This is a genomic window from Ornithinibacillus massiliensis, from assembly GCF_018310345.1.
Taxonomy (GTDB): domain Bacteria; phylum Bacillota; class Bacilli; order Bacillales; family Amphibacillaceae; genus Ornithinibacillus; species Ornithinibacillus massiliensis.
Genome location: NZ_JAGXBY010000009.1, coordinates 23,065 through 46,949, shown reverse-complemented (window position 1 = coordinate 46,949; position 23,885 = coordinate 23,065). Strand labels below are relative to the sequence as shown.

The following is a 23,885-nucleotide window of genomic DNA, read 5'->3' as shown; positions in this document are numbered from 1 at the left end:
TAGCTTTATAAGGAGGAGATTATATATGCCGAAGAACATACCAAATATCTCTGAAGCCGAATGGGAAGTAATGCATACCCTTTGGAAAAATAGTCCCCAAACAGCAAATGATGTTATTTTGGCTTTACAGAATAGAACCGATTGGAAGCCAAAAACAATTCGTACACTGTTAGATCGTCTTGTCCATAAAAAGGTTGTCGGTGTAAATAAAGACCAAAAAGTATATACTTTTTATCCCCTTTATTCTCAAGATGAATGCCAAAGAGCAGAAGCCCAATCATTTATCCAGAGAATCTATGGGGGCACACTAAAATCCATGTTGGTGCAATTTATTAAAGAGGATTCCTTGACTGAAGAGGAGATTAACGAATTGAGAAGTATTTTAGATAAAAAGGAAAAGAAGCAGTCATCCAATCAATGATTCATTACTTTGTACCTCTAGACGGAATTTAAATGCAAAAAAAGCCAGAAAATGGTTAACCATTTTCTGGCTTTTCTCCATATTAGTTATTCCCACCTACAGGTACTACAGCACCATTATAATTATCGATAATGAAGTTTTGAATTTCTTCTGACTGTAAGACCTCTACAACTTTCTTTAAGTCTTCATTATCTTTGTCTTCTGCACGTGCAGCAATAATATTAACGTAGTCTGATTCTTCTCCTTCAATAAATAAAGCATCCTCTAAAGGCGAAAGTTCTGCCTCAATCGCATAGTTTGTATTAATTGCTACAAGAGCATCTGCTTCATTATTATAAGCCTCAATTAAGAATTCTGCGTTCACTTCTCCAAATAAGAACTGGAGGTTTAATGGATTTTCTACAATATCTTCTTGGCTCGGGTAGGCTGTGTCTGCGTCATCTGCAATTTTTATTAGCCCTTGTGCTTCGAATAATTGCAGAATACGATAATGGTCAGGGTCATTACGACTAATAATAACCTCTGTACCTTCTGGAATATTATCTACACTTGTAATATTCTTAGAATATACTCCCATTGGTTCAATATGAACGCCACCTAAATTAACAAGGTCATAGCCTTTTTTCGGATCGTTGATGTCCTTTTCAAAGAATGGTATATGCTGGAAGTAGTTCGCATCAATAGTTCCTTCATCTAGATCAAGGTTTAACAAGTTGTAATCCGAATACTCTTCAATTTCAATAGTAATTCCTTCTTCTTCTAGTATCGGTTTAGCTTTTTCTAATACTTCTGCATGAGGAGTACTTGTAGCACCGATTTTGATAACATGGTCATCACTTCCACAAGCAGCTAACAAACTAATAAGTAAAATAGATAGTAGAACTAATAATTTCTTCATTTGGTAATCTCCTTTTATTTAATATATTTTATCTTTTATCCAATTTATTGGTAATAAAGTCACCAATGAATTGGAATATGAAAACAATAATAACAATTAATACGGTGCATACAAACACGACATCAAAGTCACGTCTAACAAAACCATGGTAATAGGCAAAGTCTCCTAGCCCCCCAGCACCGATAACACCAGCTACTGCTGTATACCCAATTAAGGCAATTGCAGTAACCGTTATTCCAGAAACAAGAGCAGGCATAGATTCTGGCAATAACACTTTAAAAATAATGGTTTTTGTTCTAGCTCCCATTGCCTGTGCTGCTTCAATAACGCCTCGATTTACCTCACGTAACCCAATTTCTACTAACCTTGCATAAAACGGAGCTGCACCCACTATTAACGCAGGAAGAGCCGCGTTTGGTCCCCTAATCGTGCCAATCAAGAAATTAGTAAATGGAATCAATAACAATATTAAGATAATAAAAGGAATGGCTCGAAATACGTTAACAATTGTTGCTACAATAAAATTCAACGCTTTGTTTTCCCATAGTCCACCTTTGGAGGTTAAATAAAGTAAAAGTCCTAATATTACTCCAAAAATAACAGTCCCTACTAAGGCTAAAAGGGTCATATAGAACGTTTCGCCGGTTGCCACTAGTAATTTCTCTATTACTACATTAGGAAATAATTCATTAAGCATGGGTTAAAACCTCCACTTCTACAGTGGTTTTTTCCGTAATAAATTGGATTGTATTGTTTATTTCACGGTCACTTCCGTTAATTTGTACTACTAGGGTCCCATAAGCACCAAGTTTAGTTTGAGTAATTTTTCCTTGAAGAATATTTACTTCAATTTCAAATTCCTTAGATAACTGACTGATTAATGCTTGGTTTGCAGAATCGCCGACGAAATGTAAACGAACAACCCTTCCACTTGTATAAACATCTAATAATTGACTCAAATCACCATCTGAGTCACCCATCACTTGTTCGACAAATTTCTTAGTAACGGGCTGCTTCGGTTTTAGGAACACATCTAACACATCACCCTGCTCCACAATCTTTCCTTTTTCCATCACAGCAACTCGGTTACAAATTTTCTTGATAACATGCATTTCATGGGTAATTAATATAATGGTAAGTCCTAATCTTTCATTAATATCTACCAAAAGGTCTAGTATGGAATCTGTTGTTTCTGGATCTAATGCAGAGGTTGCTTCATCACACAATAACACCTTAGGATTATTCGCAAGTGCTCTTGCAATACCAACTCGCTGCTTCTGCCCACCACTTAATTGAGAAGGATATGCATTCTCTCTTCCAGCAAGTCCCACAAGCTCAATTAGTTCCTTTACTCGATCTTCTCTCTCTTTTGCAGGAACTCCAGCAATCTCTAATGGAAATGCAATATTTTCACGAACTGTACGTGACCATAGAAGATTAAAATGCTGAAAAATCATCCCAATATCCTGTCTAGCAATTCTTAGTTCATTCTTCTTCATTGCCGTTATATTTTTGCCTTGAATGGTTACCTGACCAGAAGTAGGGTCTTCGAGACGATTTAGCAAACGAATAAATGTACTTTTTCCCGCACCACTATAGCCAATCACACCAAATATATCACCATCTTCAATGGTTAAACTTAAGTGATCCACTGCTTTGATTTCTTTCTGATCAAAGCGAAATACTTTAGTCAGATCTTTAATAGATATCATTCCATATCCCTCCTCTTTCTATGATGTACTAATTTCGGAAATGCATAAATACAATCGTATTTATATCACGTAATGGTAAGAATTGATTTTGCCCTTCCCAAATAAAAAACGCCTTTCTGTAAGAGAACAGAAAGACGTAATAGTAACTATTAAATCCTAACGTTCCCTCATCTTTCAAAGCCAATTGCTTTGTAGGACTTGGCACCTTTTTCAAACACGAAAGTTTGAAGGTTGCCGCGGTATCATAGGGCCTTTCCCTCCACCGCTCTGGATAAGAGATTTACATTATTCAATTTTTCAACAGAATTTACTATATCATCAGTATATAGACGTGTCAATAAAAAAATGCAATACAATTTATTTTTTATCTCGAAATAATTCTGGTTGATATTCTAAAAGGTAACGATATATATTCCCAGTGGATTGAAATGCATAGATTTTTTCTTTAATATCATGACCCTTTTTTATGACAAGACAAGGAACACTTTCGATTTTATTGTCTTGCATGAAATCAGGATACAAAGAGGCATTCATTTCATAAAATATGTTCTCCTGATGCACCGCTTCTATCTTATCTAACATTGTCCTGGCTATGTGGCAAGTACCACAAAAAGGGGTATATATATACAGTAAATATTCTTGTTGTTCAAGAACTTCTTTGGAAATCTCGTTCAATTTATCACCTACTTGAAAGCTAGACTAAATAATGGGGATTAACAGCAATTTGCTTACCAAGTAGAAGCATTGCTAAAATTCGTTCTGGGGTAGCAGCTACTTCTCGATACTCACTACTAACATAAATATGCTCTGCATGTGGTAACTCAAGGGAAAGTTGTTTCCGAAGCTTCATCCCAGATTTGTCTTCATCAACAAAGATATAAACATCCTTTTCATCCAACTGATAGGTTTCTAGCATTTCATCAAAACGTTCTATATCAAACGTTCCATTCGTACAAATAATTGTAATCTGGTCATTGATAACTTTCTCAAGTTGCCTTTTATCCGTTAAACCCTCAACAATTATAACACGTTCAGTTTGATGTGAAATCATGATAGATCCCCCTCATATGATTAGAGCGTAAGGCGTCCAAACACAAACAGGTGAACATATTCTCAATAGGGACTGACGCCTAGAGCTGGATATTTTTGAAATGAAAACTGACTCTTTTCCGTAAAGCTTGGAAAAAAGTCAGTTCTTAGATGTTTAACATATTATTCTTGTTCGATTAGTTCTTTATATGCCTCAGGCGAAAGTAGATTTTCTAGTTCAGATTCATCACTAGGCTCGATGACAATCATCCAGGCACCTTCATATGGAGCTTCGTTTACAAGCTCAGGGCTATCCTCTAAATCTGTATTTACTTCGACAATTTTTCCACTAATAGGCGCATATAATTCAGACACTGTCTTTACAGACTCAACGCTACCAAAAGGCTCATCAACTTGTATCTCATCTCCAACCTCTGGAAGCTCAACAAATACGATATCTCCTAATTCGTCCTGTGCGAAGTCTGTTATCCCTACACGAACAGTTTTACCTTCTTTTTTTACCCATTCGTGTTCTTTTGAATATAATAAGTCGTTTGGTAAGCTCACGTAAAATCCCTCCGAATAATTGGTTGTACATTAACTATACAATCTATTATAGATTTATGCTAGTATTATTGATTAGCCCATTTCGCTTGAAACTCTTTTTCCTTAAAGCCAACTGTTACAGTGTTACCATCTGTTACAATAGGCCGCTTAATTAACATACCATCAGAAGCAAGAATCTCTGCCATATCTTCTGTAGATGCATCTTGAATTTTTTCTTTTATATTTAATTCACGATACTTTTTCCCGCTTGTATTAAAGAACTTCTTCGCAGGAAGTTCGCTATTTTCAATTAACTCTAGAATCTCTTCCTTAGAAGGTGTTTCTTCCACAATATGTATGCTGTTATATACTACGTTATGCTCATCAAACCATTTCTTCGCTTTTTTACAAGTTCCACAATTCGGATACCAATAAAATGTTAATGCCATTATAGCTCCTCCTTTTCTACGGATATTTTACCATGTATGAGAAGGAATTATAAGTAGAGAGAATTAATTAATAGATTAGGTTGTGATTAGATGATATGTAACAAGATAACTACATAGTTCTGATTGGATGCATAGCAAGGATAGGGAAACCTTCTAGTTATAAAAACGCTTGGTATCAACCTCTCCAAGATTTCAATTATTTCGATACATGTATATTAATGATCCCCTCAGTGAATTGCCAGGCATCTCATATAACCTATCTATGAATAAATTTATATATCATAAGTTCTACTTAGTTTGTCCATTCCATCTCAAAATACCCCGGCTAAAAAAACTCATAGAGCCCTTCATCAAAATAGGAATATTCTTCCTTCGAAACTTTATACCGTGTGTATCCTTCATAAAAGGACTTTATAAGGACTTCGTTATCGATAAATCGACTAATCGCTAAGGACTCATCATAGCGGGGATCTCCTATCGTCATCCCTGCCACGTCAATAAACATCTGCACTTTTCCATCTACAACTAATACATTGTCTGCAGTACAATCTCCATGGATGATGGTTTGGTTTACTGGTATTGGTTTGGTAGATTTAAGCTTATTAAGGAGTGCTGCATTCCCATCTGCCTCCCCCATTTCCAAATATCTATCGGCCATTACTAACTGATTATCCAACCAATCCCCCCGATGGTTAAATAAATCTATTGGTTTGGTTTCATGAAGCTTCTGTAGCAATTCTCCAGAACCCTTCATTAATGCCTTCTTTTCTGTTGTAGTATCGGCAATTTTCAATGCCGAAGTTAAGGTCATTCCAGCCTCAAACGACATGATCAAATGGCTTCTATCTGCTTCTTCTATATTCCCATAATATGTAGGAACTGGGATTTCCGTATGGCTTGCTAGCTTTTTTAAAACCTCCGCCTCGCTCTTTAACCATTCTCTATACTTCTCTTTATAAGACGTCTTCAATAGAAATTTATTACGTCCCGTAGTAATCTGCTGCACACTAGACGTACACCCTTGGTTGGGTAAAAGGGTAATGCTATTCAATTTACCCACGACTGCTTCAATCTCTTTTTTTAATTGATTATCCATCATTTCCACCCCATTTACGTTATAAAACGAAGGAATGGTTATCTAATTTTTCCATTCCTAATAGATTTCTTCAACCAAATTCATATCAATCAGTCCATTGATTACCTTGCAATAGCCCTACTATTATAATAAAGTAAACGGCATTTAAAAAAGAAGCCTCTTAGGTGAAAAATATGGGTTATCCTAAAAATACAGTTAATAAGTTCGACATTGCTGCGGGGCATCTATCTAATTCATTTGTAGATGCGCCATTTTCTCGATCTCATGCTCCCTTTTCACTGGTAGATGTGCCCTTTCTTCGATTACATGCGACCATTCCTCTTGTAGATACGACCCTTTCTCAATCTCATACTCCCTTTTCACAGCTAGATGCGACCTTTCTTCACTTACATGTGACCGTTCCTTTTGTAGATACGACCCTTTCTCAATCATATGCTCCCCATCCACAAATAGATGCGACCAACCTCCACATATATACTCCCTATCACAGTAAACCCCATACTTAATGAAAAGCAACCCCGATATAGGGTTGCTTTTCATTCGGTACTATTTAACTAACGGTTAATCCTAGCGAAATTTACAATGTATATTTTTCAGCTTCAATAATGCTTGCTGCAATTTCACGTTTCTTGGCAATGACATTTGTAGGTGTGTGGCGGGTTAGCTTACGTAAGGATGAAAGCATCATACGTAATGTATCCCCTTCCTCCACCGCAATTAAAGTTTCCTTGGCATCTGCTTCGATACGGTTGAATGCCTCTTGAACATATACTTGAGTATAAAGTAGTTTCTGTTTATTCTTTTCCACTCCAGTAGCATTAATCGCTTTTTCAGTGCGAAGAATTGCGCTCTCCATATTGTACACTTCAGCGACCATATCAGCTAAGTTCACAAGGATTTCTTGTTCTTTTTCGATTTTTTGCATGTATTTTTGTGCAGCTAAACCAGCACCAAGTAAGACGATTTTCTTAGCATTCTTTAATAAATACTTTTCCTGTTCTAATGGTTCTGTACCTGGCTCTTCTGGCATTAGCATCATTAATTCCTCTTGTAAGCTCATCGCTTTTTGGAATAGAGGTAATTCACCTTTCATTGCTTTCTTGAGCAGTGTACCTGGAACAAGTAGGCGGTTGATCTCGTTCGTACCTTCGAAAATTCGGTTGATACGAGAATCACGATAGATACGCTCTACTTCGTATTCCTGCATAAAGCCATATCCACCATGCATTTGGACTGCTTCATCTGCAGCATGGTCTAATAGTTCCGTAGCCGTATATTTGTTCATTGAGCACTCGATTTGATATTCTGCAATTGCACGAGCAATTTCACGACCATCTTTTAATTGTTCTTCTGTTAATGCCCCCATGCGTTGCTCGAACAAGCCAACTGTACGATACACCGCACTTTCGTTAGCATAGATTTCCGAAGCAATCGTTGCCAGTTTTTCTTGTGTAAGTGTGAATTGTGAAATCGGTGTATTAAATTGCTTACGTTGATTTACGTATTGGGTAGCCACCTCTAAAGCACGTTTCGCTCCCCCAACACCACCAATTGCTAGTTTATAACGTCCAACATTCAAGATATTAAATGCGATAATATGACCGCGACCTTTTTCACCAAGGAGGTTCTCTACCGGTACTTCCGCATCCTCTAAAATCAAAGTACGTGTGGAAGATGATTTAATGCCCATTTTCTTCTCTTCTGGTCCAGTAGAGACACCTGGGAATTCCCGTTCAACAATAAATGCAGTAAAATGCTCGCCATCGATTTTCGCATACACAACAAATACATCAGCAAAAGCGGAGTTCGTAATCCACTGTTTTTCTCCATTTAAAATATAGTGGGTCCCTGCTTCGTTTAATGTAGCTGTTGTTTTGGCACCTAATGCGTCAGAACCTGAGCCTGGTTCAGTTAACGCGTAAGCTGCAATCAGTTCCCCTGTCGCAAGTTTTGGTAAATATTTAGCTTTTTGTTGTTCGTTTCCAAAGAACACGATAGGGAGAGAACCAATTCCTACATGTGCTCCGTGCGTGATGGAAAATCCACCTGCTCGTGAAAATTTTTCTGTGATTAAAGAAGAACTGATTTTATCAAGGGCTAGGCCACCATATTCCTCTGGCACATCAGCACCTAGTAGTCCTAATTCCCCTGCTTTTTTCAATAGTTCTACTGAGTGTTCGAATTCGTGGTTTTCTAACTTTTCTACTAGTGGTAATACTTCACCCGCTACGAAGTCTTCTGTTGTTTTGGCAATCATCTTATGTTCGTCTGTGAAATCTTCTGGCGTGATAATGTCCTCGCCAGTTAAGTCTTCAATTAAGAAGGATCCACCTTTAAATAATTTCTCTTTTGTTTCACTCATTTTTAACATCCTCTCTTGGATATAGTTTCTAAATGGAATAAATATTCTTTGCTCTGAACAAAAATTATTAAATATACTTGTTCCATCGAGTGCTTACATACTGCTGGGAGGACTAATGTCTTTCCCTGCAGGAATCGAATCTATGTGAATTAGAAAAATATATTACTACTGCTTTGCCAAAAATCTACCAACCTACAATAATTCAAATACTCCTGCAGCTCCCATTCCGCCACCAATACACATGGTGACTACTCCAAACTGGGTATTGCGACGTTTCATTTCGTAAGCTAGACTTAACGTTAATTTGGTTCCAGTCATGCCTAATGGATGACCTAGGGCAATAGCACCACCATTAACATTTACTATAGATGGATCTAAATTTAGTGCTTGAATCACCCGAACAGATTGGGACGCAAATGCCTCATTTAGTTCGAATAGTCCAACATCTGATAAGCTTAGCCCAGCTATTTCTAAAGCACTTGGAATTGCTTTAACTGGTCCTACCCCCATTATTTCCGGTTCTACACCAGCAACAGCGAAGGATCGGAATTTAACTAAAGGATTTAAGCCTTCCGCTTCTGCCTTTTCCCTATCCATGACAAGTACTGATGCTGCGCCATCACTCATTTGTGAAGAGTTTCCTGCAGTAACGGTGCCCTTCACATGGAATGCTGGACGTAGCTTAGCCAATACTTCAAGTGTTGTATCAGGTCTTACCCCTTCATCCGTATCAAATAAGAAAGATTTCTCTTCTACCTTATTATTTTTTCCAATAAAGCGCTCTGTCACCTCAACTGGAACGATTTCATCCTTAAACTTACCTTCTTCTAGGGCTTTTGCTGCACGCTTATGACTTTCTACCGCAAATGCATCCTGTTCCTCACGAGATATCCCAAAACGATTAGCCACTTCTTCTGCCGTATGCCCCATTCCCATGTAATAACCTGGTGCACTTTCTACTAGACTAGGGTTTGGTTTAATGACATGCCCTGGCATTGGCACTAGACTCATAGATTCCGCTCCACCTGCGATAATCGTATCACTAGCGCCAAGCATGATACGTTCTGACGCATAAGCAATACTTTGTAATCCAGAAGAACAATAACGGTTTATGGTGATACCTGGTACATCGTGCTTTAAACCAGCAAGCCCTGCAATATTCCGGGCCATGTTCATTCCTTGCTCCGCCTCTGGAATCGCACAGCCAATAATTACATCGTCAATATTTCCGTCATATCCGCCAGCACGCTTCAATGTCTCCTTAATCGTTAATGCTGCTAAATCGTCTGGCCGTGTATCCTTCAATGATCCTTTTTTCGCTTTTCCTACAGGGGTTCTAGCACCTGCTACTATAACTGCCTCTCTCATCCAAACTTCCCCCTATCTAATTCCTTAATGGTTTTCCTTTTAATAGCATGTGTTGCATACGTGCTTGTGTTTTCGGCTCTGCAATTAAGCTCAAGAATGCTTCACGCTCTAAATCAAGCATTACTTGTTCATCAATTAATGTCCCCTCTTTAATCCTTCCACCGGATAAAACATATGCTAACCTTTCAGCAATCTTCACATCATGTTCAGATGCATAGCCACCGAATTGTAATGTTTTAGCCCCTAGTACCATGGCAGCATAACCCGCATCCCCTACAACCGGAATTTTTTCACGTTTAGGTGCCTGGTAGCCGCCATTCGCTAATTCAAGTACACGTTGCTTTGCATCATAGATTAAATGATCTGGATTAACGCTAATTCGATCATTTCGGTCTAAGAAGCCGATTTCCCTCGCTTCATCAGCTGAAGTTGATACTTTTGCCATCGCTACTTTTTCAAACACATCATTGGCAACCTTCGTTAAGTCAAAATCAATACCTTTTGGAAGATTACGAAGCTGCTTTAAGTAAAGTTCCTTCGTTCCTCCTCCACCAGGGATTAACCCGACACCAAACTCCACCAGTCCAATATAGGTTTCTGCTGATGCTTGAAGAGCTGCTGCTGGTAGAGAAATTTCAGCCCCGCCACCAAGCGTCATATTAAATGGTGCTGCGACTACCGGCTTGTTAGAATACTTGATCGTAGTTCCCATGTCCTGGAACATTTTCACAACCATATCCAACTCAAAGAAGTTATCATCTTGTGCTTCCATTAGCATTAAAGCTAAATTAGCACCTACACTAAAGTTCTTTCCTTGGTTCCCAATGACAAGACCTTTATAGTTTTTATTTACTTCTTCAATTGCGTAATTTACCATTTGAATTGTATCAAAGCCAATTGCATTACTTTTCGAATGGAATTCTAGTAAAGCAACACCATCTCCGATATCAATTAAGCTTGCTCCTGAGTTTTTCTTTATGACACCATTAACATCTTTTAAGCGTTTAATGTTAATTTCTTTTGGATTAATTTGTTGTTGTTTATATTCACCTTTTTCAAAGTAATAAACATTTCCATTATCATATTTATAGAAGGAATCATTTCCAGCCTCCAGTAGTTCTAACACCCAATTCGGTACGGTTTCGCCTTCTTCCTTCATACGTTCGACAGAAGATCGTAAACCGATCGCATCCCAAACTTCAAATGGTCCTAATTCCCATCCGAATCCCCACTTCATCGCTTGATCAATTGCGACAATATCATCGGCAATCTCTCCTACGAGCTCAGCGGAGTAAATTAATGACGGCTTTAAAATATTCCAAATCAAGTCACCGGCACGGTCACCTTTTGCGGATACAAGCGCTTTCAATTTGTTGCGAGATCCTTTTGCCTGCTTTGCCAGTTCTACAGCAGGAGTTTTCAATTTCTTACGTTCTTCATATTCCAGTGTTTCAGGATTTAACTCATAAATAACACTTCCATCTTTTGCTTTTTTCTTTAAGAAAAATCCTTGGCCACGCTTAGCTCCTAACCAACCGTTTTCTTGCATCTTTAACATAAATTCTGGAATATCAAATACGTCTTTCTCTGCACCTTCTACTTGCTCATAGACATTACGAGCAACATGTACGAAAGTATCTAATCCTACTACATCTAGTGTTCGGAATGTAGCACTTTTAGGTCGTCCAATTAACGGTCCTGTTATTGAGTCTATTTCACCTACACTATAAGACCCTTTAAGCATTTCTCTCACTGTTACTAACAATCCATACGTTCCAATTCGGTTAGCAATAAAGTTTGGTGTGTCCTTAGCTTCTACGACACCTTTTCCTAATACATCTTCACCAAATTGCTTCATAAAGTGAAGTACTTCTGGATCGGTATATTGGGTAGGAATCACCTCTAGCAACTTTAAATATCTTGGTGGATTAAAGAAGTGTGTACCAAGAAAATGCTTTTGAAAATCTTCTGAACGTCCTTCTACCATTCCTTCTACAGATATTCCGGACGTATTAGAACTAACAATAGAGCCTTTCCTTCGATACTGATCCACCTTTTCAAATACTTGCTTCTTAATATCAAGCCTTTCCACTACTACTTCAATTACCCAATCCACATCGCTTAATTTTTCCATATCATCATCCATGTTGCCGATTTCAATTAGGTCTAAGCTTGATTTGGATGTGATAGGTGATGGTTTTTGTTTTAATAACGCCTGTTTACTTTCAGCTGCTATTCGGTTCCGCACAGACTTATTCTCCAGCGTAAGTCCTTTTTGCTCTTCTTCCTTCGTTAATGCTCTTGGTACTATATCAAGCATTAAAGTTGGAATACCAATATTGGCTAAGTGAGCAGCAATTCCGGACCCCATAACACCTGAGCCTAAGACAGCAGCACGCTTGATTGTTCGCTTCATATTTTGTCCCCCAATCACATTTGAATGAATACTCATTCATTTTATGGTAAAAAATTAAGGACAGTCTCCTATCCATCTATACTAACTATAAAATAAATTCTGATATTTCGCAATAACCAATTCAAGAATTCCATAATTTTTTCTAAGACTTCCCCACATCCTTGACTAGTAATTCGAATAGGTTAGCGGAGTTCGTGGTACATTACAAAAAAGATACAAATTCATTAATCGTAATCATTCCTATTTACAAAATGACATTTGTTACGATATGATATATTTACTACAGGATAAGGTTTTAAATCAGAGCATATTACTATAGTAATTCACACTAGCAAATTAATCTTTTAAATTATTTCAAACATCAATACGCATGCAACTAATGACCAAAACAAAAGACCGATTTAGCTCGTGCTAGAAGGTTTATTTATATGAAAATAAGTATTCGAAGGTTTTATAGTGATAGTTGCAATAATCATAGTCCATTCCTACAGATTAGGAATGGATACGGAATAGTTTACTGAGCAACTCGTATTAGAATGTAAACCCTATAATGTATCGTCAGCATGAGTATTGCCTTCAGAGAGATTTATTAATACACAAGCACTAGTAAGTGGTGTACAATATATCATATTTGAGTAGACCTAGTCGAGTATAGTATGTAAGACTATCCAAAACTATCTTGGTGTTGAGTACTAAACCTATCGAATCGCGAACAAAAAATACTCATAGTAACAAGGATTATTTCCTATTCTATCAGTATTATCATAAAGCAAGTCAATGAAAGGACGCTTAATATATGAGTAATCATTCCATTATTTCATTAAAGAATATTAGTCATTCCTATGAAAAAAGAACCGCCATACTTCAAGATGTCAATTTCGAGCTACCTAAGGGAGCTTTTGTTGGCCTGCTTGGCCCAAATGGCGGAGGAAAGACAACACTTATTAAAATTATACTAGGGATTACAAAGCCTGACCGTGGAACTGTAACCCTGTTTGACAAGCCAATGGAAGAATTTAAAGAATGGAGTAAAATTGGTTTCGTTTCTCAAAAATCCAATTCCTTTAATAAAGGCTTCCCTGCAACGGTATATGAAGTCGTTTCGACAGGACTAACAGGTAAGGTTGGTTACTTTAAATTTTTTAAACAGAAAGATAAAGAAAAAATCTTGGCTGCTATTGAGGCAGTTGGGATGAGTGAATACACTCATCAAAATATCGGGAATTTATCAGGTGGTCAGCAGCAGCGAATTTTCATAGCCCGTGCATTAGTGAGCGAGCCTGAACTACTAATATTAGATGAGCCTACAGTGGGAATCGACTCAGAGAATGTTCAACGCTTCTACGAATTATTACATGAGTTGAATCAAACGAAGGGAATTACATTGCTCCTTGTAACACATGATACCGGGACAATGACTAAGTATGCGACTGATATTGTATGCTTAAATAAGACCCTTCATTTCCATGGTAAGCCAGAAGAATATGCAAACTTAACAGATAAAGAGATGTCAAAACTGTATGGTCACCCGGTGAGTATCGTCTCACACGACCATTAATGTTGGAGGAGAACTAATGATAGCAGATTTAATGACATATGATTTTTTAAGACAAACTTTTTTAACTGGGATTTTGATTGGAATTATTGCACCACTTCTAGGAACCTTCATTGTTGTTAGAAGGCTATCATTGATTGCAGATGCTTTATCCCATGTTACATTATCAGGAATTGCTTTTTCTCTATTTATAGAAAAGAAATTTGCATTTTACATGCTACCACCATTATATGGTGGGTTACTTTTTTCCGTTCTTGGTTCTATTTTCATAGAAAAATTACGCAGTGTCTATAAAGCATATCAAGAAATCGCAATACCAATTATCCTCTCTGGGGGAGTAGGATTAAGTGTAATATTTATTGCATTAGCGGACGGTTTTAATACGGAACTGATGAATTACCTCTTTGGTTCTGCATCAGCTGTTAGTAAATCAGACTTTTTTACGATTTTAATTATTACTGTCTTTGTATTATTTATTATTACAATCTTTTACAAAGAACTATTTACCCTATCCTTTGACGAAGAACATTCTAAGGTTTCTGGAATTCACTCGAAACAAATACATCTATTATTTATAATCTTAACTGCTCTAGTAATTGCTGGTTCCATTCAAATTGTAGGTGTATTATTAGTATCTGCTTTAATGACTTTACCAGTTGCTGCTAGCATGCGCATTGCAAAAGGTTTTAAACAAATGATGTTTTTAGCTATTGCATTTGGTGAATTAGCTGTTATGATAGGATTAATCTCTGGTTATTATTTAAATATCCCACCTGGTGGTACCATTGTTATGGTAGCGATTATAATATTACTATTAAGCATCGCCTATAAACGACTACAAGAATCAAAAATGGGGGCTAAGCAATGAATACCTCGGAAGCAATTGAATTATTAAAGGAAAAAGGCTATAAAACTACTGGAAAAAGAAAAGATATTTTAACCTACTTTGAAAATGCAGATGGCTATCGTACAGCGAAAGAGCTGATTCAGCATTTAGAAGAAACATATGAAGGTATTAGCTTTGATACAATTTATCGTAATCTGCACTTGTATAATGAAGTTGGTATATTAGAAGTAACAGAATTAAATGGTGAGAAGCATTTTCGTATGAAATGTGCTAGTCACCATCATCACCACTTTATTTGCAAGGATTGTGGGAAGACAAAAGAGATTGAAGTATGTCCAATGGATGATGTTAGAAGATCCCTATCTAACTACGAAATTGAAGACCATAAATTTGAGATTTACGGGTTATGCCCAGAATGCCAAACCGTATAAAGCTTTATCTTGCTGTAGGCATTGGTGGCATGCTCGGTGCTTTAGGTAGGTATATGGTTTCAGTGCTATTTACTAGTGCCTATCTATTCCCTTTTGGCACCTTACTGGCCAATTTAATTGGCTGCTTCTTTCTAAGCTATCTACTTCACAATGCATTCATGAAAAGTAGACTGTCAACTATTGTATTCACAGGACTTAGCACTGGATTAATTGGTGCTTTTACCACCTTTTCTACTTTTGCAGTAGAAACAATCCAACTAGTTTATCAAAGCTATTTACTCGCTATTACCTATGTACTATGTAGCGTAGGCGGTGGCTTACTATGTTGTTATATCGGATATCGTGTTGCTCATGTTAAAAGGTAGGAATCTATATGAATATCATGTTTATTTGTTTAGGAGGATTTATTGGTAGCATCCTCCGTTTTTATATTTCTCAGAAACTGAATAAACGATTGATTGGTACCTGGATCGCTAATATTACCGGTTCCATTTTACTAGCGATCACGATTTATTTTTATTCTATTCATGTTTTAACGGAAGCTCTATGGTCATTACTAGGCATAGGCTTTTGTGGTGCCTATACGACCTTCTCAACATTTGGAAATGAAGTCATTCAATTACTACTTTCAAAGAACTACAAAACAGCCGTAGCGTATAGTTTGACTTCCTTACTGATTACTATTTTAGCTGTTTTCATCACACTATTTGTGCTAGGATATCAGCTTTAATCCAACTGCTGCAGTAAGTACCATACAAATAAATAGGATCCGTAAGTAATCCTTTGATTCATGATAAAAAATCATCCCAACTAAAACACTACCAACAGTACCGATACCGGTCCAAACGGCATATGCTGTCCCCATAGAAATCGATTGCATAGCGATAGCTAAAAGGACAAAGCTTAAGGAAAAACCACCAATCAATAACGAAAAACTAGCAACACTTTTCTTCTTATTGACTTGGCTAATCCCGGTAACACCAACTACTTCTCCAACACCTGCAATGACAAGATATATCCATTCCATTATGATTGCTCCCCTTCCTTATCAACTGGCTTTGTGACTACTTTTAAGCCAATAACACCAACTAATAGTAAAGCAATTAATCCTACCTTTATGAGCTGAAAAGGTTCCCCAAATACAACCATTTCAACACATACGGTTCCCGCCGTTCCCATTCCTGTAAATACAGCATAAGTAGTACCGGTCGGTAATTTACTCGATGCGACTACTAGTGCATGCATACTAATGTAAATAGCTATGATTGTTAATCCCCATGTTAACGCTGTATCGGCATGCTTTAAGCCGACAACCCAACCAATCTCAAATATCACACCTAGCCATACTAAATTCCAATACTTATTCACTATTATCATCCCCTTAAGAAAAGCACAAGAATGCTTGTAAGACATCCATTGCTTATTTGTTACTACACCATATAAAAAAAGCCCGGTGAAGATATCATCGATATCCTCCCGGGCTTTTGTCCCTCCGTGTACACTTTCGTGCGTTTTCTCTCGGACCAGACCCTAATTTGGCGGAACCCTAGAAAACTTTCTATTTATATTATGCCATATTTATCATTCTTTTTCTAGTTCATTTTCCTTGTGCGTTTCTAAATACTGCGCAAATTGCTTTAACGTATCTCTTAATTCTTGTTCTTCTTCGGCTGAAGTGTTCAAGTCCCCGTATCGAACCTTTTGGTAAACTTGTAGATCCGCTTCTAGACCTATACGATGAAACCAATTCTCGATGGACTCATGATGTAGCCTTGCAAGGTCTAATTTAGCTGCTTTCTTTTCAAAATCATAAACTAATCTTCTAATTGGGTTACTTGGTTTTTTTGCTTTTCTCCCTTTTCCTTTATTACTACTACTCTTATAACTAGCTAATTCTTCCTCTCTAATTTCAAATCCCAAAGCTTCATCATGCTCCACATCTTTTGCTCTTTCCTTAATTGCTTTATATAAGATAATGACAAAGGCAATGATAATAATTCCCAGCAAGCCAAACATGATAACATCCATACTAATACCTTCACGCTGTTCGAAAACAGGCATTTCCCCCGCTTCTTCTTTTTCAAAACCACCTATTTCAATAGGTTCCATTTCACTAATTCCTTTATTAAAGAAAGCACTTAATCCAAGGAATTCAAAAAAGCGAGCTATCCCCCCTACCAATATAGTTAATACATTACCTAATCCACTCCATAGACTTGCTGTCATCGTTGTCACAAAGTCTGATAGCATATAAACAGCTCCAATTACGATAGCAAAAAAACTTCCCCATTTAAACCACTCTGAACGATTTATTGCTCTTCGTTTTTCCATTTCGATAACGAATAAATGACTTAGAATATAGCCTAATAGAACAATAGCAATCTGGACAATAAGGAAATTAATTACTTCAAAATTACGTGTAATAAATAATCCAAGCAAGCTAAGCAAAATGGTCGCTCCGACGTAAGTTGCTTCATTTCCAATAAATGCATTACTTCGAATGGCAATATACCGCCATACGAATAATCCTGAAAATATGATACTTAATAGTAAGGGATAACCAACGAAGTAAAATAGTAGGAGTAGAAATGGTAATGAAATCAAATATGGTGCATAATTTGTTATATATTTAGAGATGAAAGAATACACCAAGGCAGCCCCTATAGTAATTCCTAGATAGCTCCACATCGAAACATTCTCATAATAAGAGTAAGAGAATGGTAATAAAACTAAATATATGATGATTGCCTCACTCATAAAATGGTATGCATAGGTTACATAAAACTGTTTTAAGTGCAATGTTGTCATCTCCGTAACGATTTTTTATCAAATAGAACATCTTCCACCATCTTTAATTGCTTCTTTAATATCTGTTGGTCCTCTTCATTTACTTGCTGGTTTCCATAGCGAACCCGTTGATATATATTAAAATTAGCATCTATCCCGACACGATGAAACCAATCCTCAACGGTCTCGTACGGTTCTCTACCCTTGTTATATTTAACAGCTTTTTTTTCAAATTGTAAGACCATCTTCCTAATAGGATTATCAGGTAACGGTTTTTTTCGATTAAATAACGATATTCGAATGCTTTCTTCTTGTGATTCCTCTCGATGGATTTGAATCGGACTTTGTGGTTTTCTAAGGTCAACTAGCGATTTTTCTAAACGCTTCTTCACTTGATTCTTTAATATCATCACTATAACTAACACGAGGACAATAATTAATAGTAACCCGACTGCTAAAACAACTAACCCTGTAATTTCTTCTATTACATTATACTCTGGCAGCCTGTTTTCAAATTCCGCATTAAGTTTGGCTTCTTCTGATGACTGCTCTGGCCATCCTCGCTTTTCCACTTGCCAAAAGCTTAGTAAGTTAGAGAAACCAAGAATCGTACCTCCCACTAAGTTTATTATGCCAGTCCAGATTGCAACTGTCATATAGCTAAGAGCAGGATATGCAACAAAAGATAACACTGCACCACCAGCTAGTAGACAAAGAAAGTAGAACGGTATTTTTCGATCTATATCCTTTCTATCATTTTTTCCAACATGTACCAAATGACTAGAAATATACCCCAAAAACAACAAAACAAATTGTAAAAATGGATATATCATCATTTCACTGTCATGAACAAATATACTTACATAAATAGTAGCAATCACAGTCAATAATATATATAGCGACTCTCTCTTTACTACTTGTTGCATTCTAATAAATACATAACTCCATACAAGTAAAACACTAAAGAAAATACTAATCAAGAATGGGTAGTCTAATAGATAAAATGCGATAAAAACAATAGGTACCATCAGAAAATAAATAACCCTATTTGCTTTCTTCCATGTAAGAAGCGTAAAAAGTAGGCAGATTAACGTGATAATCCCTAAATAACTCCAATATGGAACAAAAAAATACCGATGATAAAGTACTGGCAAGAAAATCATAAAGATGAGTATCGCTTCACACATAAAGTGATAAGCATAGGCAATAAGTGGGTGGTTATGTTGCATTTTTGATTGCCTCCCTTGCCACTGGCCGAATAGCAGCGCCTCCTTCTCCTGCTACTACCTGATAGATACTATTTTGCACTTGTTTCCATGAACTCATCATTTCCATGGAACCACCTGTAAGGTCACCGATGAAAATGATGGTCTTCGGCTTTATAAATTGTTTTCCAACCTGAAACATCATTTTATTAAATGGTAAGATAGGAGCCTGCTTATGTATTCGCGCTAACATCTCTAAGGCATACATATAGTGTGTTTTTCCTTCTCCTTCATGTAAGTGAACATATGGAATCTTACCAGGCTTTCTAGCGTTAATATAAATTTCAAATGGGATACGCATTTTTGTCGCATATTCACTTAAATACGCTGTATAGGATAATAGATTTTCTAAATTTTTATTAAAACTCACCATATTTTTATCGTTTTCCGTACTTAGGTTAACAATAAATACAAACGTCCGATCCACTACCTTTTCATAAATATTTGTCTGCATTTTTTGCGTTTTTACAGTAGCTTTCCAATTTATTTTGTGAAATGGGTCACTGTAACTATAATCACGTGTTCCTAATGGACTTTGTACATCCTCATATGGAGAATAATTTAATCTGCTATCTCCAGGCATCATATGAAATACGGCGTTTATCCCATTGACTGGAAGTAATTTCGGATACACTATAAATTCCGTCTGATAAAAATTATAATAACGTAATCGAAGTCTACTGAAATTGAGCAAGTGTGGAAAATCATATGTAATATTTTTTACTCTAGCTACACCTCGTTGCTCTGCTCGAATAGGAAACTCTAATACGGTTTTCTTCTTCTGAAGAATGGAAAGTGGTAGTTGTAACTCTTTCCAATAATCCTCATCTTTTTTCGCTATCGTATATGCTTTAATAGCTGATCCAATTTGAAAAGAAAATTCCCCATTGATAAGTGGAAACATAGATCTATTCTCTATCTCAAATGTAAAGCTTTCTTCTTCTCCAGGGAATAGCTTAATCGTTCTTGTATTATTCTTTAAGTTTAAACTTCTTACAATGCTTTTATCATAAATCTTATAACCTATTAAATAAGCTGCAAAAATACCAACAGCAATAAACACTACTGCAGAACGGAAGATAACACCGATAATAAAGAACACCAATATGGCTAGAAGAATATACTCAAAGCTTCGGGAATCCCCTGTTCCCGCTTCCTTCCTCCATCTCATTGTGAAACTGCCCCTTCTTCAACTGGTACTGGAACTGCTTCTAATATTTCTTTTACTACTTGTTCTGCAGTCTTTTTAATGGAGCCTTCCATTGTTAATATTAGACGATGTTCAAATACATATGGGATAAGCGTCTTAATATCATTAGGTGTTACATATTCTCTTCCTTGCAAATAAGCACGAGCTTGGCTTGCACGCATCAACGCAAGCATTCCACGCGGAGAAATTCCCAACTCCACTTCATGATGATTTCTAGAAGCATGCACTAAATCTAGTAAATAATCATTTACTACTTCTGAAATCATGATTTGTTTAATTTCTTGTTGGATCGTGCGGATTTCTTCTAGTGATAATACAGCATGAATAGCGTCATATGGGTCGTTTGTACGATAGGTGGACAAGATTTCCTTTTCTTCCTCTTTTGTTGGATATCCTATGTCTACTTTAAATAGAAAGCGGTCCAACTGTGCTTCTGGTAACGGAAATGTTCCATAGTTACTTTCTACCGGGTTCTGCGTAGCGATTACGATAAATGGAGGTTCAATTTTTATTGTTTCACCATCAATAGTAGATTGGTACTCTTCCATTACCTCTAATAAACTAGATTGGGTTTTCGGAGTAGCGCGGTTAATCTCATCGGCGAGTAATACGTTAGATACTACGGGTCCTACCCGTAATTCAAATTCTTGTGTTTTTGGGTTGAAGAAGCGAATACCCGTAACATCACTTGGTAATACATCTGGAGTAAACTGGACACGACTAAACTGACCATCCATTACCTTTGCAAAGCTTTTCGCAAGCTTCGTTTTACCTGTTCCAGGAACACTTTCTAATAAAACATGCCCCCCAGCAAATAAAGCAGTAAATAACAGATCTACCACATCTTCTTTACCATAGATAACACGATTTAATGTTTCTTTTGCTGAATTTATATTCTCCATTCTCTAAATCCCCCTAAAAATTATAATTATTAGATAATTAATGTTATTATAACATCTTTTACTAATTTTTTACATGATAGTTGGGAATATTCCAATCCTTTTATAGATAAAGTTACTCAGAGTTTCCCCATTTAACTTGTTACTACGAAAGATTGGTCCTATAACAGTAGATAAATTTCGCGCGAGATAGGGGGAAAATCGCGCGACTTGGAAAAATTTCGCGCGACAGAAGTAGTAACTCGCGCGTCCCGGAAGAAAAATCGCGCGATAGAAGCAAGCTCGCGCGAAAAATAAGAGTGCCCGTGCGAAATAGTAGCAACCTGCGCGACCTGGAAAATTTCACACGACAGAATTGATTTCGGATAAAAAATACACTGTGATTAACCTCACAGTGCATTCCATATCTTCTATTCCTCAGCATCATCTTCCGTATTAACTTTTGATTCTTCAGGTCGAATGATGCGTATTTTCTTCACTTGATACCCGTCAATTTCTTCCACGATAAATCGGTAACCTTCATGCCCCACCGTCGAACCTACACTTGGTTCAACTGTATGATTGATAATCCAACCGGCAATGGTATCTACTTCATTTTCATCTAAGTCAAAATCAAAGTACTCATTAATTTCATATAATAACACTTTACCATCTACTAGGATGGATCCATCTTCTTGTTCTTCAATCATCGGTGTTTCGTTTGCATCAAATTCATCACGAATTTCACCAACAATTTCTTCTAGAATATCTTCAACCGTGATTAAACCAGCAGTACCACCATACTCATCCACAACTATCGCCATATGAATTCGTTCCTTTTGCATTCTTAACAAAGCTTGCTTAATCGGTGTAGATTCCGACACATGAAGAATTGGACGAATATGTGGTTCAATAGATTCTTTTTCACTTGTAATATGACCAGTAAATAATTCTTTTATATTTATTAATCCTATAATATGGTCTTTATCCCCATCCGCTACAGGATAACGTGTGTATTGACCATCACGGATAACATTGATATTGGTTTCATAGCTATCTTCTTTAAAAAAGCACACCATTTCTGTACGTGGAACCATAATCTCTCTAGCAACACGTTCATCAAATTCGAAAATATTGTTCACGTACATCATTTCAGCTTTATTAATCTCACCATTTTTGTAGCTTTCAGAAAGGATTAACCGTAGCTCTTCCTCTGAATGGGCATCGTTTTCTTGTATAGATTTTAATCCAAATAAACGAACTATTAATTTTGCTGTGATATTTAAAATGAACGTAATAGGATATAAAATAAATCGGACTAATAATAAAGGCTTTGCAACAAATAAAGCAATTGGTTCCGCTTTATTCGTCGCAATCGCCTTCGGAACTAATTCGCCGATTACGACACGGAAAAATAGCACGATGAAAAAGGCAATAATAAATGATAAGAAACTAGCTAAACTAGCCGAATCAATATTCTCAAAAAAATGATGAAAGGCTCTTTCTATAGAACTTTTGCCAAGCCAGCCAAGTCCTAATGCCGTCACCGTAATCCCAATTTGGCATACATTAATATAAGCATCCAGATTGTCATCGATTTTTTTCAAGCTAACCGCTCTCGAGCTGCCTTCTTCAATCAATTGGTCTATTCGACTAGAACGGACCTTCACAATGGCAAATTCGGTTGCTACAAAGAATGCGGTTAAAAGAATCAATGCAGCAACCCAAAGTAAGTTAACTATATCCAATTAGTATCCTCGTATCTTTAGATACGGAGGATTTCACCTCCTGATTTGTCTTTAAATTATTCCGTTCTGTTTCGTAGATGATCCATCCTATGGGACATCCATTCATCTACAAGACTCCAATTAAAAAACAATACGTTTACCTTCCCATCAGAATCACCTACCTCCCTAGGATAATTATATTCTATATAAAACAATCAGTCTACAAAATTATATTGTGACTTTTCATCATATGGACAAGTCATTCATACAATAAGATGAAGGCTAAGATGAGGTGGTTTTTAACTTGATTCAGAAAGCTTTAGCAGTTATAATTGGTAGTCTATTTATAGCGATTGGCATTAACTTTTTTGCTATTCCACATCACCTACTGGATGGGGGAATGATTGGACTTGGCTTAATTGGGAAATATGCCTTTGACTTTCCACCTGGCTTAACAATTATTATATTAAGTTTCCCTCTTTATATCATTGCATTTTATTATAATCGGGATTACTTTTATAATGGCGTACACGGACTATTAGTTTCTTCCTTTCTAATTGACTTCTTCCGCTCTTTCCCACCGGATTCGTCCACTCCTATTTGGGTAAGTAGTATTTGTGCTGGGATAATGATTGGAATTTATGTTGATTAATAATATTAGCACCGGAGGGTCTGATTTATTAGCATTAATTGTAGCTAATATAACCACCATTAATGTCGGGCTAATTATTCTACTGATTGATAGTTTGGTAATCCTTTTTGGTTCTATCGTTATTCCAGAAACAAAGATTTTTTACTCTGCAATAGTAGTGACCGTTGGCGGTTGTACTACATTTATCGTAACGAGCTATTTTAAGCCAAAGAAAACAGCTACTAAGGATAAGTAGC

The 23,885-nt window shown here is 36.7% G+C and carries 27 protein-coding genes and 2 riboswitches; of the genes, 8 read left to right on the top strand and 19 right to left on the bottom strand.

Annotation, left to right across the window (positions count from 1 at the left end; all coding sequences use genetic code 11):
* Nucleotides 1-25: 25 nt before the first annotated feature.
* Nucleotides 26-421: a penicillinase repressor BlaI gene (gene blaI, locus KGF86_RS18295; RefSeq protein WP_211742656.1), complete on the top strand. Its 396-nt coding sequence runs from the start codon at nucleotides 26-28 to the stop codon at nucleotides 419-421.
* An 82-nt stretch (nucleotides 422-503) separates the two neighbouring features.
* Here the strand turns inward: blaI and KGF86_RS18290 are convergent, their stop codons facing one another.
* The 12 genes from KGF86_RS18290 to KGF86_RS18235 all read right to left on the bottom strand — a co-directional run bounded on the left by KGF86_RS18290 (nucleotide 504) and on the right by KGF86_RS18235 (nucleotide 12,297).
* Nucleotides 504-1,319, bottom strand: a complete 816-nt coding sequence (locus KGF86_RS18290) for a MetQ/NlpA family ABC transporter substrate-binding protein (protein WP_211742655.1) — start codon at nucleotides 1,317-1,319, stop codon at nucleotides 504-506.
* 28 nt (nucleotides 1,320-1,347) lie between these two features.
* Entirely contained in the window at nucleotides 1,348-2,016 is a 669-nt protein-coding gene (locus tag KGF86_RS18285; protein ID WP_211742654.1) for a methionine ABC transporter permease, read from the bottom strand.
* On the bottom strand, nucleotides 2,009-3,031 hold the full coding sequence (locus KGF86_RS18280) for a methionine ABC transporter ATP-binding protein (protein ID WP_211742653.1): 1,023 nt from the start codon (nucleotides 3,029-3,031) through the stop codon (nucleotides 2,009-2,011). The genes KGF86_RS18285 and KGF86_RS18280 overlap by 8 nt, the downstream gene beginning before the upstream one ends.
* 164 nt (nucleotides 3,032-3,195) lie before the next feature.
* Nucleotides 3,196-3,309, bottom strand: a riboswitch (SAM riboswitch).
* 79 nt (nucleotides 3,310-3,388) lie between these two features.
* A complete protein-coding gene (locus KGF86_RS18275; protein WP_186870949.1) occupies nucleotides 3,389-3,706 on the bottom strand; it encodes a thioredoxin family protein in 318 nt (105 codons plus the stop codon).
* A gap of 19 nt (nucleotides 3,707-3,725) precedes the next feature.
* On the bottom strand, nucleotides 3,726-4,082 hold the full coding sequence (locus KGF86_RS18270) for a toprim domain-containing protein (RefSeq protein WP_186870950.1): 357 nt from the start codon (nucleotides 4,080-4,082) through the stop codon (nucleotides 3,726-3,728).
* Between the two features lie 161 nt (nucleotides 4,083-4,243).
* Nucleotides 4,244-4,627, bottom strand: coding sequence for a glycine cleavage system protein GcvH (gene gcvH / locus KGF86_RS18265; RefSeq protein ID WP_211742652.1), 384 nt, complete (start codon nucleotides 4,625-4,627; stop codon nucleotides 4,244-4,246).
* A 65-nt stretch (nucleotides 4,628-4,692) separates the two neighbouring features.
* Nucleotides 4,693-5,055, bottom strand: a complete 363-nt coding sequence (locus KGF86_RS18260; protein WP_211742651.1) for an arsenate reductase family protein — start codon at nucleotides 5,053-5,055, stop codon at nucleotides 4,693-4,695.
* 325 nt (nucleotides 5,056-5,380) lie between these two features.
* Complete coding sequence (locus tag KGF86_RS18255) at nucleotides 5,381-6,151, bottom strand: aminoglycoside phosphotransferase family protein (protein ID WP_211742650.1); 771 nt, start codon at nucleotides 6,149-6,151, stop codon at nucleotides 5,381-5,383.
* 228 nt (nucleotides 6,152-6,379) lie between these two features.
* Nucleotides 6,380-6,598, bottom strand: a complete 219-nt coding sequence (locus KGF86_RS18250) for a hypothetical protein (protein ID WP_211742649.1) — start codon at nucleotides 6,596-6,598, stop codon at nucleotides 6,380-6,382.
* Nucleotides 6,599-6,728: 130 nt separating this feature from the next.
* The gene (locus tag KGF86_RS18245) at nucleotides 6,729-8,513 is read right to left on the bottom strand and encodes an acyl-CoA dehydrogenase family protein (RefSeq protein WP_186870955.1); all 1,785 of its coding nucleotides are present in this window, start codon (nucleotides 8,511-8,513) and stop codon (nucleotides 6,729-6,731) included.
* Nucleotides 8,514-8,705: 192 nt separating this feature from the next.
* Nucleotides 8,706-9,881 carry an acetyl-CoA C-acetyltransferase gene (locus KGF86_RS18240; RefSeq protein WP_211742648.1) on the bottom strand — a complete coding sequence of 392 codons (1,176 nt, stop codon included), beginning with the start codon at nucleotides 9,879-9,881 and terminating at the stop codon, nucleotides 8,706-8,708.
* A gap of 16 nt (nucleotides 9,882-9,897) precedes the next feature.
* Entirely contained in the window at nucleotides 9,898-12,297 is a 2,400-nt protein-coding gene (locus KGF86_RS18235; protein WP_186870957.1) for a 3-hydroxyacyl-CoA dehydrogenase/enoyl-CoA hydratase family protein, read from the bottom strand.
* Nucleotides 12,298-13,093: 796 nt separating this feature from the next.
* Here KGF86_RS18235 and KGF86_RS18230 point away from each other — a divergent pair.
* Genes KGF86_RS18230 through crcB form a run of 5 tightly spaced genes read left to right on the top strand, consistent with a single transcriptional unit; the run spans nucleotide 13,094 to nucleotide 15,860 of the window.
* Nucleotides 13,094-13,855, top strand: coding sequence for a metal ABC transporter ATP-binding protein (locus KGF86_RS18230; protein ID WP_211742647.1), 762 nt, complete (start codon nucleotides 13,094-13,096; stop codon nucleotides 13,853-13,855).
* Between the two features lie 16 nt (nucleotides 13,856-13,871).
* The gene (locus KGF86_RS18225; RefSeq protein WP_211742646.1) at nucleotides 13,872-14,720 is read left to right on the top strand and encodes a metal ABC transporter permease; all 849 of its coding nucleotides are present in this window, start codon (nucleotides 13,872-13,874) and stop codon (nucleotides 14,718-14,720) included.
* Nucleotides 14,717-15,130: a Fur family transcriptional regulator gene (locus tag KGF86_RS18220; RefSeq protein WP_186870960.1), complete on the top strand. Its 414-nt coding sequence runs from the start codon at nucleotides 14,717-14,719 to the stop codon at nucleotides 15,128-15,130. The genes KGF86_RS18225 and KGF86_RS18220 overlap by 4 nt, the downstream gene beginning before the upstream one ends.
* The gene (locus KGF86_RS18215) at nucleotides 15,115-15,495 is read left to right on the top strand and encodes a fluoride efflux transporter FluC (RefSeq protein ID WP_211742645.1); all 381 of its coding nucleotides are present in this window, start codon (nucleotides 15,115-15,117) and stop codon (nucleotides 15,493-15,495) included. Before KGF86_RS18220 ends, KGF86_RS18215 begins: the two co-directional genes overlap by 16 nt.
* An 8-nt stretch (nucleotides 15,496-15,503) precedes the next feature.
* On the top strand, nucleotides 15,504-15,860 hold the full coding sequence (gene crcB / locus KGF86_RS18210) for a fluoride efflux transporter CrcB (protein ID WP_186870961.1): 357 nt from the start codon (nucleotides 15,504-15,506) through the stop codon (nucleotides 15,858-15,860).
* Here crcB and KGF86_RS18205 read toward each other — a convergent pair.
* The 7 genes from KGF86_RS18205 to KGF86_RS18175 form a co-directional block, all read right to left on the bottom strand.
* Complete coding sequence (locus KGF86_RS18205; protein ID WP_222619077.1) at nucleotides 15,843-16,157, bottom strand: DMT family transporter; 315 nt, start codon at nucleotides 16,155-16,157, stop codon at nucleotides 15,843-15,845. The two genes, crcB and KGF86_RS18205, sit on opposite strands and share 18 nt — an antisense overlap.
* Nucleotides 16,157-16,498, bottom strand: coding sequence for a DMT family transporter (locus KGF86_RS18200; RefSeq protein WP_343221484.1), 342 nt, complete (start codon nucleotides 16,496-16,498; stop codon nucleotides 16,157-16,159). The genes KGF86_RS18205 and KGF86_RS18200 overlap by 1 nt, the downstream gene beginning before the upstream one ends.
* Before the next feature lie 103 nt (nucleotides 16,499-16,601).
* Nucleotides 16,602-16,691, bottom strand: a riboswitch (guanidine-I (ykkC/yxkD leader).
* Between the two features lie 20 nt (nucleotides 16,692-16,711).
* Nucleotides 16,712-17,938 carry a hypothetical protein gene (locus KGF86_RS18195; protein WP_186870962.1) on the bottom strand — a complete coding sequence of 409 codons (1,227 nt, stop codon included), beginning with the start codon at nucleotides 17,936-17,938 and terminating at the stop codon, nucleotides 16,712-16,714.
* Nucleotides 17,935-19,146, bottom strand: a complete 1,212-nt coding sequence (locus KGF86_RS18190) for a hypothetical protein (protein WP_211742644.1) — start codon at nucleotides 19,144-19,146, stop codon at nucleotides 17,935-17,937. The genes KGF86_RS18195 and KGF86_RS18190 overlap by 4 nt, the downstream gene beginning before the upstream one ends.
* Complete coding sequence (locus KGF86_RS18185) at nucleotides 19,136-20,353, bottom strand: DUF58 domain-containing protein (protein WP_211742643.1); 1,218 nt, start codon at nucleotides 20,351-20,353, stop codon at nucleotides 19,136-19,138. The genes KGF86_RS18190 and KGF86_RS18185 overlap by 11 nt, the downstream gene beginning before the upstream one ends.
* Complete coding sequence (locus KGF86_RS18180) at nucleotides 20,350-21,294, bottom strand: AAA family ATPase (RefSeq protein WP_186870965.1); 945 nt, start codon at nucleotides 21,292-21,294, stop codon at nucleotides 20,350-20,352. The genes KGF86_RS18185 and KGF86_RS18180 overlap by 4 nt, the downstream gene beginning before the upstream one ends.
* Before the next feature lie 407 nt (nucleotides 21,295-21,701).
* A complete protein-coding gene (locus KGF86_RS18175; protein ID WP_186870966.1) occupies nucleotides 21,702-23,018 on the bottom strand; it encodes a hemolysin family protein in 1,317 nt (438 codons plus the stop codon).
* A 283-nt stretch (nucleotides 23,019-23,301) separates the two neighbouring features.
* Between KGF86_RS18175 and KGF86_RS19720 the strand changes: the two genes are divergently transcribed.
* Nucleotides 23,302-23,649: a YitT family protein gene (locus KGF86_RS19720; protein WP_343221483.1), complete on the top strand. Its 348-nt coding sequence runs from the start codon at nucleotides 23,302-23,304 to the stop codon at nucleotides 23,647-23,649.
* On the top strand, nucleotides 23,639-23,884 hold the full coding sequence (locus KGF86_RS19715; RefSeq protein ID WP_343221482.1) for a YitT family protein: 246 nt from the start codon (nucleotides 23,639-23,641) through the stop codon (nucleotides 23,882-23,884). The genes KGF86_RS19720 and KGF86_RS19715 overlap by 11 nt, the downstream gene beginning before the upstream one ends.
* The last annotated feature ends 1 nt before the right edge of the window (nucleotide 23,885 follow it).